Source organism: Micromonospora sp. S4605 (genome assembly GCF_003176715.1).
Lineage (GTDB): Bacteria > Actinomycetota > Actinomycetes > Mycobacteriales > Micromonosporaceae > Micromonospora > Micromonospora echinaurantiaca.
Window position 1 is genome coordinate 1 of the sequence record NZ_QGSW01000059.1, and the last position, 13,253, is coordinate 13,253.

At 74.4% G+C, this 13,253-nt stretch carries 12 protein-coding genes; 7 read left to right on the forward strand and 5 right to left on the reverse strand.

Features of this window, described 5'->3' with window-relative positions:
* Positions 1 to 8: 8 nt before the first annotated feature.
* On the forward strand, positions 9 to 2,258 hold the full coding sequence (locus tag DLJ47_RS03110; RefSeq protein ID WP_109898601.1) for a hypothetical protein: 2,250 nt from the start codon (positions 9 to 11) through the stop codon (positions 2,256 to 2,258).
* A 65-nt stretch (positions 2,259 to 2,323) separates the two neighbouring features.
* On the opposite strand, the gene DLJ47_RS03115 is transcribed toward DLJ47_RS03110, so the two are convergent.
* Positions 2,324 to 3,502, reverse strand: a complete 1,179-nt coding sequence (locus tag DLJ47_RS03115; protein ID WP_109898602.1) for a low temperature requirement protein A — start codon at positions 3,500 to 3,502, stop codon at positions 2,324 to 2,326.
* A gap of 113 nt (positions 3,503 to 3,615) precedes the next feature.
* Between DLJ47_RS03115 and DLJ47_RS03120 the strand changes: the two genes are divergently transcribed.
* Positions 3,616 to 4,596, forward strand: coding sequence for a DUF2804 domain-containing protein (locus DLJ47_RS03120; RefSeq protein ID WP_109898603.1), 981 nt, complete (start codon positions 3,616 to 3,618; stop codon positions 4,594 to 4,596).
* Positions 4,597 to 4,639: 43 nt separating this feature from the next.
* Complete coding sequence (locus DLJ47_RS03125; RefSeq protein WP_109898604.1) at positions 4,640 to 5,914, forward strand: MalY/PatB family protein; 1,275 nt, start codon at positions 4,640 to 4,642, stop codon at positions 5,912 to 5,914.
* Between the two features lie 67 nt (positions 5,915 to 5,981).
* On the opposite strand, the gene DLJ47_RS03130 is transcribed toward DLJ47_RS03125, so the two are convergent.
* Complete coding sequence (locus DLJ47_RS03130; RefSeq protein WP_233257629.1) at positions 5,982 to 6,836, reverse strand: hypothetical protein; 855 nt, start codon at positions 6,834 to 6,836, stop codon at positions 5,982 to 5,984.
* A 116-nt stretch (positions 6,837 to 6,952) separates the two neighbouring features.
* Positions 6,953 to 7,318 carry a MerR family transcriptional regulator gene (locus tag DLJ47_RS03135; protein ID WP_109898611.1) on the reverse strand — a complete coding sequence of 122 codons (366 nt, stop codon included), beginning with the start codon at positions 7,316 to 7,318 and terminating at the stop codon, positions 6,953 to 6,955.
* Between the two features lie 91 nt (positions 7,319 to 7,409).
* Between DLJ47_RS03135 and DLJ47_RS03140 the strand changes: the two genes are divergently transcribed.
* Positions 7,410 to 7,850, forward strand: coding sequence for a hypothetical protein (locus DLJ47_RS03140; protein ID WP_109898605.1), 441 nt, complete (start codon positions 7,410 to 7,412; stop codon positions 7,848 to 7,850).
* On the opposite strand, the gene DLJ47_RS03145 is transcribed toward DLJ47_RS03140, so the two are convergent.
* Together DLJ47_RS03145 and DLJ47_RS03150 are read right to left on the reverse strand one after the other, a co-directional pair.
* Entirely contained in the window at positions 7,831 to 8,493 is a 663-nt protein-coding gene (locus DLJ47_RS03145) for a response regulator (RefSeq protein ID WP_109898606.1), read from the reverse strand. The genes DLJ47_RS03140 and DLJ47_RS03145 overlap by 20 nt on opposite strands.
* Positions 8,494 to 8,569: 76 nt before the next feature.
* A complete protein-coding gene (locus tag DLJ47_RS03150; RefSeq protein WP_109898607.1) occupies positions 8,570 to 9,700 on the reverse strand; it encodes a sensor histidine kinase in 1,131 nt (376 codons plus the stop codon).
* Positions 9,701 to 9,843: 143 nt separating this feature from the next.
* Between DLJ47_RS03150 and DLJ47_RS03155 the strand changes: the two genes are divergently transcribed.
* From DLJ47_RS03155 to DLJ47_RS03165, 3 genes are read left to right on the forward strand one after another with little or no spacing between them, the layout of a single operon-like run.
* On the forward strand, positions 9,844 to 10,833 hold the full coding sequence (locus DLJ47_RS03155) for a carboxymuconolactone decarboxylase family protein (protein WP_109898608.1): 990 nt from the start codon (positions 9,844 to 9,846) through the stop codon (positions 10,831 to 10,833).
* A 9-nt stretch (positions 10,834 to 10,842) separates the two neighbouring features.
* Entirely contained in the window at positions 10,843 to 11,295 is a 453-nt protein-coding gene (locus DLJ47_RS03160) for a DUF6220 domain-containing protein (protein WP_109898609.1), read from the forward strand.
* Positions 11,292 to 13,031, forward strand: coding sequence for a multicopper oxidase family protein (locus tag DLJ47_RS03165; protein ID WP_109898610.1), 1,740 nt, complete (start codon positions 11,292 to 11,294; stop codon positions 13,029 to 13,031). Before DLJ47_RS03160 ends, DLJ47_RS03165 begins: the two co-directional genes overlap by 4 nt.
* The last annotated feature ends 222 nt before the right edge of the window (positions 13,032 to 13,253 follow it).

The following is a 13,253-nucleotide window of genomic DNA, read 5'->3' on the forward strand; positions in this document are numbered from 1 at the left end:
GGGGGCCGATGTCGGATGGGTCAGCGCGGTGGGGCGGGCCGGGGACGCCCGACGACGTGGTGGAGTTGCGGGTGCACGGGGCCGCCAGCGCGAGCGCCGACGAGGTGCTGGACCTGCCGCGGATCGAGCAGGTCGCGGGCGACCGCAGCGGGGGCTTCTACCGGACCCGCCGGTGCTCGGACACCGACGACGGCGGGCAGGTGACGCTGGAGGCGTACCGCTGGGGTGATCTTCCGTCGGGGACCGTGGCCCGCACCCTGTCGCTGGTGTTCCTGCTGCCGTTCATGCTGGTCAACGTGGCGATCTGGATGCGCCCGGCGAATCCCGGCTCGGACGCGGTGATCAGATCCCTGTGCCGGTTGCTGGCGCTCACCCTCACCGGCCTGTACGTGCTGGCCGCCGCCGGCGTCGCGCTGGACCTGATCGCGTGGAAGTGTCTGACCTCGGCGCCCTGCCTGGAAGGGCGCAGTTGGTTGTCCTGGTTGGCCGGGCGACCGGTCGGGCTGCGGCTGGCGGTGCTCGCGCTGGTGCCGGCCGCCGCCATCGGCCTGCTCTGGCGGGCCAGCACCCGCCCGGGGCGGGTGTTCGAGGCGTTCCGCGCTCCGGAGGCGCAGGTCTCCCGGCACCGGCTCAGCGCGGTCGGCCAGTGGGACGCCGAGCCGCTGGTGGGCCGGCTGCGCGCCGTCCACGTCGCGGCGGCGTTCGCGACGCTGGACGTCACCCTGCTCGCCGCCCGGGCCTCGGCCGGGGCGACGGCCGGCACCGTCGCGCTGGCGGTCGCCGCCGGGACGGTCCTGGTCGCGTGTGCGGTGCTGCTCTGCACACCCCCGCTGATCGACCGGGGTGCCACGGACCGGCGGCTGGACCGGGTCACCCGTACGTTGCGGACGATCTCCCTCGTCCTCACCGTCGTGGTGGCGGCCCATCTTCTTGCCAGCCCGGCGCGCTGGCCCGAGGGGGGCGGCCTGCCCGGCTACGACTCGATCCTCACCGGCCTGTTCGTCGCCCAGACGGCGCTGCTGATCGCGCTGGCCGCCATGCTGCTCTGGAGCCGGGAACGCCGGCCGGAGGACACGCCGCTGTTCGGGCTGGGCGCGCTGGCGGTCGCGGCCACCGCGATCAGCGTGGCGGTGGCGTACTCCGCCGAGCTGGTCTACCGGGTGGCGGACTTCCTGGACCGCGACACGCCCACCGCGGTGGGGGTGGCCGACGGCCCGCCGCGGGCGTACACCTGGGCGATCTACGGCCTCCTCCGCGCGGTGCTGGTCACGCTGGTGGTCGTGGGCCTGGTCGCGCTGATCTCGCGGCGCGGCCGCCACCGCACCGCGGCGACGCTCGTCGCGCACGACTACCCGGATCCGCCGGCGGAGGCGGAGCCACGCCTGCACCAGGTGCGCGGGGCGGTGGCCCAGGCCCGGTTCACCGAACTGCTGATCCCGCTGGCCGTGGTCTACGCCGGCCTCGCCGGGCTCGGCACGGCCACCACCACCATCGGGCTGCTGGGGCTGTATCCGGCCGGCGCTCTGGAGCGGTACGCCGGTGTGCCGGCCGACCTGGTCACCTTCGCCATGGCGTTCGGTAGCTGGGTGATCGCGGCGATCATCCTGGGCCTGGTGGTCGGTGGGATCTTCGCCTACCGGACCGTCGAGTTCCGGCGCCACGTCGGTGTCCTGTGGGACCTGGGCACGTTCTGGCCGCGAGCCGCCCACCCGTTCGCGCCGCCCTGCTACGCCGAGCGCGCCGTGCCGGAGCTGACCCGGCGGATCACGTACCTGGTCGGGCGCGGCAACGCGGTGCTGCTCACCGGGCACAGCTACGGTTCGGTGCTGGCCGCCGCGACGGTGCTTCAACTGCCACCCGCGGTCAGCGACCGGGTCGCCCTGCTCACCCACGGGTCACCGCTGCGCCGGATCTACGCCCGGCTCTTCCCCGCCTACATCGACGACGAGGTGCTGCACGAGATCGGCGCCCGGGTCGGGTGGCGGTGGGTGAACCTGTGGCGCGGCACGGACCCGATCGGCGGCTGGGTCTTCTCCGCGCACCTGCCCACCGCGCCGGCCCCCGCCGGCCCGGCGGCGGCCGTGGACCGCCGGCTCCGGGATCCCGCCGACGTGGTGACGCCACCGGGCGACAGCGTCCCGCCGCCGATCCAGGGACACCGGGCCTGCGAGTCCGACCCGCGCTTCGTCGAGGCGGCGCGGGAGCTGGTCGAGCGCCTGCGCAGGCCGACGGAGCCAGAGCCGCCGCGGGCCGGATAGCGATCCGCCGCCCGGGTCGCCTGGTGCCGGCGCCGCTGGCCGAACCCGGCGCCGGTGGTCGCCGGTCAGGTCGGTGGCGACGGCACCTCGGGCGGGCGCCCTCGGGCGCGGGCCACGTCGGAGACGGCCACACCGGCGAGTACGGCGGTGGCGGTCAGGGCGGACAGCAGCGGCGGCACGTGGCGCATCGCCGGGATCAGGGCGACCGCCGCCAGCAGCCCGATCAACCGCCCGCGGGACAGGCGGGCGAAGACGGTGTACTCGAAGGCGGCCCGTCCGGCGAGGAACAGCGCGGGACCGCCGAGCAGCACGGCGACCCAGGCGGGCTCGCTGTGCCCGAGGGGATGGGCGATGACGAGTTCCGCGCCGACCGCGGTGAACACGGTGCCGGCCACCATCGCCAGGTGGGTGTACGACACGGATCGGGCGAGGCGGGCCCGGTCCGGGGCCGCGTCGATGGCGGCGGAGAGCAGTTCCCCCGCGCGGTAGATGTAGATCCGCCACAGCAGCACCGTGGTGGTGATCGACACGAGGAAGGCGATGGTGCCGTACGTCGTGAAACCGGTGCCGCGCAGCGTCAGTCCGGTCACCAGGATGAACTCGCCGAGCGCGATGATGAAGAACTGCCGATACCGTTCGGCCAGGTGCTCGGCCACGCTGGGCAGCTGCGCGATGGGCGTGCGGCCGATCCCCGGGGTGGGGTGGCGGAAGGCGTACGCGGCGTAGTCCAGTCCCACCGCCAGGGTCCACAGGATGCCCCGTGCCGTACCGGGCGCCAGCGCGCCGGCGAGCCACGGCAGCGCGGACACGCCGAACCAGAACAGCCCTCGCAGGGTCGTGCGCCGCAGCTCGTGCCCCCGCAGCACGACCACCAGGAAGAGTTCGCGGCCGAGGTGGATGGCCACGTACGCGCCCGCGAAGACCAACCCCTGCTCGCCGAACGCGTCCGGCAGGGCGACCGCCATCACGAGGACGCCGATCATGATCGCGATGGTCAGGGCCTGGATCTCCGGCCGCTGCGGGTCGAACAACTCGGTGATCCAGGCGGTGGTGAACCAGACCCACCACACGGCCAGCAGCAGCACCAGCGCGTCGACGGCACCACTGACGGAGAGGTCCGTCAGCAGCGCGTACGACAGCTGCGCGAGCGCGAAGACGAACGCCAGATCGAAGAAGAGTTCCAGGTACGTGGCCCGGGGATCTCCGGGCCCGCGCAGCAGCCCACCCACCCTGCCGGTTGTCATAGGTTCGCCTGTTCTGCCGGACTTGTACCGGGTTAGAGCAGTCATACCACGCCAGCTCACCGCCCCGCCCCGGGCGGCCGATCCGCTCGTGCCGGCCGGATACCCTCGCCGTCGTGACGCGCGAGAGGGAGATCACCGAGCCGGTCGACCTGTGCCTGCCGAACGGGCGGCTCAATCCCGCGGCGGTGGGCTGGAGCCGGCGGCCCGTGCACCGGGCGAACCTGCGTGGCTGGGGCCGCAACAAGCGCTGGGAGTACTGGGGCATCGTCACGCCGAGCCACATCGTCGGCCTGGTCGCCTCGTCGCTGGACTACGCCGGCGTGCACGGCCTCTACCTGCTCGACCGGGCCACCAAGGTCGAGATCGACCGGAACGCGGTGGTGCCCTTCGCCCGGGGCACGCTCTTCCCGCCGGCCAGCGGGGCGGGCGCGGTGCGGGCCAACGGCGGCGGGCTCTCGATCGACATCGCGCAGGCGGCCTCGGGCACCACGATCCGCGCCAGCGCCCCCGGTCTGGAGGTCGATCTGGTGGTGCCGCTGCCGGCGGGGCACGAGGCGCTCGGCGTGGTGGTGCCCTGGAGCACCCGCCGGTTCCAGTACACGGTCAAGGACGTCGGCCGCCCGGTGCGCGGCACGCTGCTGGTCGACGGGGTGGAGCACCAGGTCGCCGAGGCGGACTCCTTCGCCGTGCTCGACCACGGCCGCGGCCGGTGGCCGTACGCGATCCGGTGGAACTGGGCCGCCGGCAGCGCCCCGGGGCGGGCGATCCAGCTCGGCGGCAGGTGGACCGACGGCACCGGATCGACCGAGAACGGCCTCGTCGTCGACGGCCGGCTGCACAAGATCGGCGACGAGCTGCGCTGGGAGTACGACCGCACCGACTGGCTGCGGCCGTGGCGGATCAGCGGTGAGCGGGTGGCGGTGGAGTTCCACCCGTTCCACGAGAAGATCGCCCGGACCAACCTCGGGGTGCTCGCCAACGAGACGCACCAGTGCTTCGGGCACTTCACCGGCTGGGCGGCGACCGACGACGGCGATCGGGTCGACCTGGCCGGCCTGGTCGGCTGGGCCGAGGAGGCGCGCAACCGCTGGTGACGCCCCAGCACCGGCGGTCGGCGCAGGGCCTAGGGTGGGCGGCATGGCAAGCCCCGTCGACGGCTCCCCGGCGCACAATCCGCTCACCGTGCTGACGCTGGCGGAGCTGCGGCAGCGCACCAGCGTGAAGTGGCGCATGCACCCGCCGGACGTCCTTCCGCTCTGGGTGGCGGAGATGGACGTGCCGCTGGCTCCCGTGGTGGCGGACGCGCTGCGCCGGGCGGTCGACCTCGGCGACACCGGCTACCCCCACGGCACCGCGTACGCCGAGGCGCTCGGCGAGTTCGCCGCCGAGCGCTGGGGCTGGCACGACTTCCGGGTCGAGCGCACCGCCGTCGTCCCGGACGTGATGATGGGCATCGTCGAGGTGCTCCGGCTGGTGACCGACCCGGGCGACGCGGTGGTGGTCTGCTCCCCCGTCTACCCGCCCTTCTACGCGTTCGTCGGCCACGCCGACCGGCGGGTGATCGAGGCCCCGCTCGGACCGGACCTGCGCATCGACCTCGCCGCCCTCGACGAGGCGTTCCGCCGCGCGCGGGAGTACGGCCGCCGCCCGGCGTTCCTGCTGTGCAACCCGCACAACCCGACCGGGGTGGTGCACCGCCGGGACGAGCTTGAGGCCGTCGCCGACCTGGCCGGCCGGCACGGCGTGCGGGTGGTCTCCGACGAGATCCACGCTCCGCTGGTGCTGTCCGGGGCGCGCTTCACCCCGTACCTCACGGTGGCCGGCGCCGAGAACGCGTTCGCCCTGACCTCCGCGTCGAAGGCGTGGAACCTCGCCGGCCTCAAGGCGGCGCTCGCGGTCGCCGGGCCACGGGCCGCCGCCGACCTCAACCGGATGCCGGAGGAGGTCAGCCACGGCCCCAGCCACCTCGGCATCCTCGCGCACACCGCCGCGTTCCGCGCTGGCGGCCGGTGGCTCGACCTCCTGCTGGACGGCCTCGACGCCAACCGCACGCTGCTGGAGACGCTGCTGGCGAAGCACCTCCCGTCCGTCGGCTACCGCCGCCCCGAGGGCACCTACCTAGCCTGGCTCGACTGCGCCGGGCTGGGCATCGACACCGAGCGGCCGGCCGGCGAACCCGGGGTGGCCAGCGACCTCGCCGGGCCGGCGCGGATGTTCCTCGACCGGGCCCGGGTCGCGCTCAGTTCCGGGCACGTCTTCGGCACCGGCGGCACCGGCTTCGTCCGGCTCAACTTCGCCACCTCACCCGCGGTGCTCACCGAGGCCGTCACCCGCATGGGCCGCGCCGTCGGTGCCCTGCAGGCGTCGCCGCGCACCGGCGCCGACGACGAGATCCACCATCACTCCCATTGATCGTCGACCGGCTGACGCGACGATCCTGAGGGCTCGACCAGGTTGAGGGGCAAGCAGGCGCGGCACATCAGGTGCCGCGAAGGCCCTGGCCGCTGGTTCCTGCCGGCCGAGGTTCGCCGGCCCCGGAGCCTGGCAGGTGGGTGCAGTGCGCGACCGTGGCGTCGTCCGGCGCATCGGGGCCGCCGGCGTGGGCTTCGGCCTGCCGGACCCGCCGGATGACCTCGGCCGGCCCGTGACTGCGCAACAGGTCCAGTACGCCGGGCCAGTCGGTCAGGCGGTACGGGCTGACGATGCGGCTGGCGCCGTTGCTGAGCAACGCCACGCCGGCCAGCTCGGCCAGGGGCCGGCTGCCGGTCACCGCTTCCTCGGCCGCGCGCGGATCGTCCTTGGCAATCCAGTAGCCGCCCGGCTGGTTCCGGCGGGCCCGCAGCGCCTGGCGGCACGAGTCGAGGACGCGGTAGTACTCCGGTGTTCCGCCGGGCACGCCGTCCAGCGGCGCCGCGCAGACCCGCCGGGCGGCGACCTCGCGCTCGTCGGTGCGGACCTGCGGACCACCGCGGACCGGGTCGAGGACGAGGAAGGAGTCCGCGAGCAGCAGATGGTCCAGCCGGCCCCGGTGGGCGCGGACGATCGCCACGGTCGCCTGCGGACTGCTCGGGTCGGTGAGGTCGCAGGTGTGCCGGTGATCCTTGGCCGTCTCGGCGATCGCCTCCGCGAGGATGGTCGTGAGAGTACGCCCGTCGTCCCGTGACAGCCGGCCGAGCAGCGCGCCGCCGAGCCGGTGGGTGTACCAGGCGACCCCGTGGCGGCAGATCGACTCGGTGCCGGGGATGCCGGCACCGTCCAGCAGCACCACAGCGCCGGGAACGGCGCCGACGAAGTCCTCGTTCGGTCGGCCGGCTTTACCGGCGCTGGTTGTCATGCCGACACGCAATGCGGCTCCCAGGGCAGGGACAGCGGGAAGGACCATCGATGATGCCCGCCGCGCCGGGCCGCCGCGAGGGGTCTCGGACGCCGCCCGCACGAGTAGGGCTGCGCTCAGCCGGCCTGGCCGACCGCCCGCATCGGGCATCCGGTGCCGACCCGCGCCTGGAGGTCGGCCCGCAGCGCGGCCAGCTCGGCCATCCGCGCGTCGACGACCCGGATCTTGTCTTCGAACAGCGCGGACAGCGCCTCGGCGGCGTCCGGGGCGTCGCGCAGTTCCGCGCCGTGCCGGGCGATCTCCGCGAGCGAGAACCCGAGGGCCTGCGCCGTGCGGACGTACGCCAGCCAGGGCACCGTCTCGGGCGGAAAATCGCGGTAGCCGTTGGGCAACCGTCGACCCGAGACGAGGCCGACCTTCTCGTAGAACCGGATGGTGTCCCTGGTCATCCCCGCTTGCGCGGCCAACTCCCCGATGCGCATGACCCTCCGCCGGATCGCGGTCTTGACCTTGGAGCGTACTCCACTGTTTACCGTGAGGCGTCGCTGCCGGATGACCAGCAGGAGTCTCGTCGTGATCCGTTCCCGCACCCCTTCCCACCCCGACTACCTCCGCGTCGTGCGGGCGAGCGCCTGGTACGACCTCGTCGTCACCGCGGGCTTCGCGACGCCGTGGACGTACGCGCTGGCGCACCGCGCACTGTCGGCGCTCGGCGGCACGCTCGGGCTCGGCACGCTGCCCGCCCTCGACCCGGTGCAGACGCTGTACGCGAACCTCATGGGCTCGGTCGTGGTCGTCTGGGCCCTGCTGCGCATCGTCCAGCCGCTGCCGGTGCACGGACTGGCCGACGGCGTCGCCCGCACGCTGTTCGCGGCGTGGCAGGCGTACGCGCTGGGCCACGGCGCCTTCCGGCTGCTCTGGCTGTTCCTCGTCGTCGAGGTGGCCTTCGGGGTCGTCCAGCTGGTGCCCTGGTCGCGCGTTCGGCGCACCGGGTTCACCGGCGGCGTGGCGTGATCAGCCCCGACTCGTACGCCCACACGACCAGCTGGGCACGGTCGCGGCAGTGCAGCTTGGTCATCGCCCGGTTGACGTGGGTCTTGGCGGTCAACGGGCTGATCACCATGCGCTCGGCGATCTCGTCGTTGCTCAGCCCCCGGGCGACCAACTCGACGATCTCCTGCTCCCGGGCGGTCAGCACGTCGCGTCCGGCCGCCGCATCGGCCGGCGGCGGGCCGGCGACGAACTCGCTGATCAGCGTGCGGGTGACCGCCGGGGCGAGCAGCGCGTCGCCGCGCGCCACGACGTCGACGGCCTGCAACAGGTCGGCGGGGTCGGCGTCCTTCAGGAGGAACCCGCTGGCGCCCGCGCGGAGCGCGGCGAAGACGTACGAGTCGAGCCCGTAGTTGGTGAGGATGAGGACGCGGACCGCGGCGAGGTCGGGAGCGGCGGCGATCCGCCGGGTGGCCTCGATGCCGTCGAGTCCCGGCATCTGCACGTCCATCAGCACCACGTCCGGCCGCAGGCGGCGGGACAGCTCGACCGCCGCGGCGCCGTCGGCGGCCTCGCCGACGACCTCCAGGTCGTCCTCGGCGTCGAGCAGCGCCCGGAATCCGGCCCGCATCAGCGCCTGGTCGTCGACCAGCAGCACCCGGATCATGCCGGCTCCTCCCTCCGGTCGGAGCCGCCACGATCCGTGACGGACTGAGCCGGCCAGACCTCACGCAAGCGCTCGGTCATGCCGGCCCGTCCAGCGGGAAGGTGGCCCGTACCGCGAACCCACCGCCGTCGCGGGCGGCGGTCCGCAGCGTGCCGCCCAGCCCGGTGACCCGTTCCCGCATGCCGCGCAAACCCACGCCCGGGGTGACCGGGCGGTCCGGCGACGCCTGGCCGTCGTCGTCCACCGCGACGGTCAGCTGGGCCGGGGCGTACTCGATGTGGACCTGTGCGGTGGCGGGGCCGGCGTGGCGGGCCACGTTGGTCAGCGCCTCCTGGACCACGCGGTACCCGGCCTGGTCGACCTCGGCGGGCAGCTCCCGCGGCGGACCGCTGACGGTCACCCGCACCGGTACGCCGGCCGCCCGGGTCCGCTCCGCCAGCTCGTCCACCCGGGCCAGCCCGACCCGGTCCCCGTCGGCGGGCGAGCGCAGGACGTCCAGCGTCGCCCGCAGCTCCCGCATCGCGGCGCCGCTGGCCTCCTGGATCGCCAGCAGCGCGGCCGACGGTTCCTCGTGGTGCTTGCGGGCCAGGTGCACGGCGATCCCGGCCTGGACCTTGATCACGGAGATGCTGTGGGTCAGCGAGTCGTGCAGGTCCCGGGCGATCCGCAGCCGCTCCTCGCCGGCGCGGCGCAACGCCATCTCCTCGCGGGTGCGTTCGGCCTCGATCGCCCGCTGCTCGACCTGTTCCAGGTACGCCCGGCGCTGCCCAGCGACGAGCCCGGCGACGTTGGCCGCCACGAACCAGCCCAGCAGCAGCGAGGTCCGCTCGACGATCAGCTGCCCGGGCCGGTCGGTGGGCGCGACCGAGACGTCCCGGGCCAGGAAGACGCCGAGGAAGACCAGGCTGGCCAGGGCGGCGGCCACCCGGTGTCCGCGCCAGGCGGCGACGTAGACGGTGCCGAGGACGGGGAACGAGGCGGCCGCCCCGGGGTGCACCCGGACGTGGAGGGCCAGCATGGCGGCGGTCACCACTGCCAACGCCACCACCGGGAAGCGCCGGCACACCGCCAGCGCGGCCGCCATGAGCAGGATCAGGGCGACGTCGATCGCCCGCACCGGTGCGGCGTCCGGGGCGAGCGTGGCGTTGCCGAGCAGGAGGCCGCCGAGGGCGAGGCCGCCGAGGGCGTACGGCAGATCGCGGCGCATGATCGAACTGTAGAGCGGCAGTCGTCGGGGAGCATCCTCCTGGCGCGGTAGCTGGGGCGTACCGCGAACGTGGTATCGGCGGCCGGGCAAGTGCCTGCGGCGGCACGACGCCTTACCGGCCCACCGCGGCGAGCATCGAACCCATGACATACCGCTTCTTCACCCCAGCGAAGGCGTCGACGGCGACCGGTCGCACCGCGGCGGTCTACCGGCAGCTGCGGGACGAGTTCCTCGGGCCGGTGCCCACCTTCCAGGCGCTCTCGCCCGTGCCGGAGGTGCAGGCCGCGACCTGGGCGCTGATGCGCGAGGCGCTGCTCGCCGGGGACGCGTCCCGGGTCGACCGCGAGCTCGTCGCGGCGGCGGTGTCCCGGGCCAACCGGTGCCGGTTCTGCGTCGACGCGCACGTGTTACTGCTGCACGCCCTGGGCGAGCACGAGCTGGCCGAGGTCATCGCCCGCGGCGGTACCCCACCGGTGCCGAGGCACGTCGAGCTCGTCGGCTGGGCCGAGGCCAGCCGGAACCCCCGGGCCGCCGACTGGACCAGCCCGTACCGCCCGGAGGTCACCGGCACCCTGCTCGCCTTCCACTTCATCAACCGGGTCGTCTCGGCGCTGCTCGACCCGGACCTGCTGCCCGGCGGTCTGCAGCGCTCCCCGCTGGTGCGGTCGGTGGGTGGCCGGCTCTACGCCAGGGCGGCCCGGGAGCCGAGGGAGCCCGGCCGCAGCTTGTCACTCCTGGACACCGGCACGACGACGCCACCGCACTGGGCCGGGGACAGCCCGGTCGGCGTCGCGTACGCGGCGTTGCGGGACGCCGCCACCCGGGGCGGAGACCTGCTGGGCGATGTGGCGCGCCAGACGGTCACGGCGACCGTGCGGTGGGAGGACGGGCGGTATCCGGTCCGGCCCGCGGACTGGGCGGTGGATCTGGTCCGGGACGTGCCGGGCGCGGACCGCGTCGGCACCCGGATCGCGTTGCTGGCGGCGTTCGCGCCCAGCGCGATCAGCCCGGGCGACGTCGCCCTGTGGCGGTTCACCCATCCGGACGACGCCGACCTGGTGCGGCTGGTCGCGTACGGCGCGATCACCGCCACCGAGCACGTCGCCCAGGCCCTGTCCCCGGCTCACCACTAGGAGTTCACCATGCGCAAGGCCTTCGTCATCGTCAGCACGCTGTCGCTCGTCGCGTTCGCCCTGCAGTTCATCTTCGCCGCCGTGGGCGCCTTCACGAAGCCCGCGGGCGACGGCGCGTACCTGCTGCACAGCGTCACCGGGATGGCCGTCATCCCCGTTCTCACCCTGCTCACCATCCTGTTCGCCGTGCTGGCGAAGGCACCGGGCCGGGTCGTCGGACTGGCGGTGCTGCCGCTCGGCCTCGTCGTCCTGCAGGTGCTCCTCGCCGGGCTCGCGAGCGGTTTGACCGACGCCGCCGGCGCCAGCACGCCGTTCGGCCTGACCATCGCCGGGCTGCACGCGCTCAACGGCATCGTCGCGGTGCACGTCGTGGTCGGCGTCCTCCAGGCGGCTCGGCAGCTGGCCGACCCGACGCCGGCCGGTGCCGCCCCGGTGGTCGTACCGGAAGGCGAGCCGGCATGACCACCGGCTCGCTGCTCGCGGTCGACCTGGTGATCGCGGTCCTCGCGGCCGCCGGCTGGCTGGGCGCCGGCGCCGCGTCGGCCGCCCGGCGCCGGCCGCTCGCCCTGGGGCTGGCCGCCCTGGCGCTGCTCGCCACCCTCGCCCGGGCCGGCACGGTCACCGCGCTCGCCCGCGCCGGCTGGTGGTTCGCGGCGGAGAAGGTGCTCATCGCCGCGCCACTGTCGGTCGCGGGCGTGGTCGTCGCCGGGCCGCGGCTGCTGCGGGCCGCGGGCGACGTCCGCGCCGTCGCGGTCCCGCTGCTCTTCGCCGGGTACGCCGCCGGCGCCGGCCTGCTGGTCACGGTCCTGCACGGCTACCCGGCGTCGGCGGGCGTCGGGCTGCTGGCGCTCGCCGGCGTCGTCGCGGCGACCGCGGTCAGCTGGCGGGTCCTCGGTGCACGTCCGTCCCCGACGGTGTCCCGGGCGGCCGTCGCGGTGGCGGTCGCGGCGCTGGTGACCGGCACCGGGCTGACCGTCACCCCGGAGCCCGCTCCCGCCGTACCGCACGATCACCAGTATCGGGCGGCGGGGACCGTGGGCGAACCGACGCGGCGGTTCACCCTGACGGCCGGGACCGCCACGGTGACCGTGGCCGGCCAGGACGTCGCGGCGTGGGCGTTCAACGGGCAGGTACCCGGGCCGGAGCTGACCGCCACCGTCGGCGACGTGCTGGAGGTGACGCTGCGCAACCGGGACATCGGGCGCGGGGTCACCCTGCACTGGCACGGGTACGACGTGCCGAACAGTCAGGACGGGGTGCCCGGCGTGACGCAGGCGGCGGTGCTGCCCGGGCAGGAGTTCGTCTACCGGTTCCGGGCCGACCAGGTCGGGACGTACTGGTACCACACCCACTCGGCGTCCGACGTCGGCGTGCGCAAGGGGCTCTACGGCGTCCTGGTGGTGCGCCCGGCGCCGGTGACCGGCGTCGACGTCACCGTGCCGGTGCACACCCTGTCCGGCCTGCCGCTGCCCGCGGCGAGGACGGAGCCGGTCCAGGCGGGGACGCCGGTGCGGCTGCGGCTGATCAACACCGACAGCACCACCCACCGGTACGCCCTGGCCGGTGCACCGTTCCGGGTCGCCGCGATCGACGGTTACGACCTGCGGGGCCCCACGCCGCTGGTGGACACCGCCGTGCTGATCCCGGCCGGGGGCCGCTACGACCTGGTGTTCACCGCACCCGCCACGCCGGTGGCGCTGTTCGTGGACGGACGCGAGGTCTACGCGACCGGGCCGGTGTCGGCGGCGACCGACGGGTGGCCGGTGCTGGATCCGCTCGGCTACGGCGCCGCCGCCCCGGTGCCCTGGTCCCGGTTCGACAAGACGTTCACCCTCGTCCTCGACCGCGGTCTCGACCTGCGCGGACTGTTGCCCCGGTACGCGCACACCGTCAACGGCGCGGCAGATCCGGACATCCCGCCGCAGGTCGTCCGCTTCGGCGACGTCGTCCGGTTCACGATCGTGAACCGGTCCCAGGTGGTGCATCCCTGGCACCTGCACGGGCATCACGTCCTGGTGTTGGCCCGCGACGGGAGACCGGCGGCCGGCAGTCCGTTGTGGCTGGACTCCTTCGACGTACGCCCGGGCGAGGTGTGGCAGGTGGCGTTCCGGGCCGACAACCCCGGGATGTGGGCCAACCACTGCCACAACCTGGCGCACGCCGACGCCGGGATGACGCTGCACCTGATGTACGCGTGATCCTCGGGCAGCGCCCTGCCGCGGGTGGGCGTTCGTCGATCTCTTGACGATCCGCGCGGCGGGACCTAGCGTCGTGACATCGGACATCTGATGTCTGATGCTCACGACGCTCGGTCCTTCGCCCCACCCCCGGAAGGAAGTCCCGTGTCTCCTGCCCGAGCAGTACCGCGCAGGGTGCTGGCCGTCGTGGCCGCCGCCCTCGGCCTGGCCGGGATGCTGCCC

Bases quoted from the DNA above. Each gene is read 5' to 3' on its own strand.
- DLJ47_RS03110 (WP_109898601.1), top strand. From the start codon at position 9: ATGTCGGATGGGTCAGCGCGGTGGGGCGGGCCGGGGACGCCCGACGAC.
- DLJ47_RS03115 (WP_109898602.1), bottom strand. From the start codon at position 3,502: ATGACAACCGGCAGGGTGGGTGGGCTGCTGCGCGGGCCCGGAGATCCC.
- DLJ47_RS03125 (WP_109898604.1), top strand. From the start codon at position 4,640: ATGGCAAGCCCCGTCGACGGCTCCCCGGCGCACAATCCGCTCACCGTG.
- DLJ47_RS03130 (WP_233257629.1), bottom strand. From the start codon at position 6,836: ATGACAACCAGCGCCGGTAAAGCCGGCCGACCGAACGAGGACTTCGTC.
- DLJ47_RS03135 (WP_109898611.1), bottom strand. From the start codon at position 7,318: ATGCGCATCGGGGAGTTGGCCGCGCAAGCGGGGATGACCAGGGACACC.
- DLJ47_RS03145 (WP_109898606.1), bottom strand. From the start codon at position 8,493: ATGATCCGGGTGCTGCTGGTCGACGACCAGGCGCTGATGCGGGCCGGA.
- DLJ47_RS03150 (WP_109898607.1), bottom strand. From the start codon at position 9,700: ATGCGCCGCGATCTGCCGTACGCCCTCGGCGGCCTCGCCCTCGGCGGC.
- DLJ47_RS03155 (WP_109898608.1), top strand. From the start codon at position 9,844: ATGACATACCGCTTCTTCACCCCAGCGAAGGCGTCGACGGCGACCGGT.
- DLJ47_RS03160 (WP_109898609.1), top strand. From the start codon at position 10,843: ATGCGCAAGGCCTTCGTCATCGTCAGCACGCTGTCGCTCGTCGCGTTC.
- DLJ47_RS03165 (WP_109898610.1), top strand. From the start codon at position 11,292: ATGACCACCGGCTCGCTGCTCGCGGTCGACCTGGTGATCGCGGTCCTC.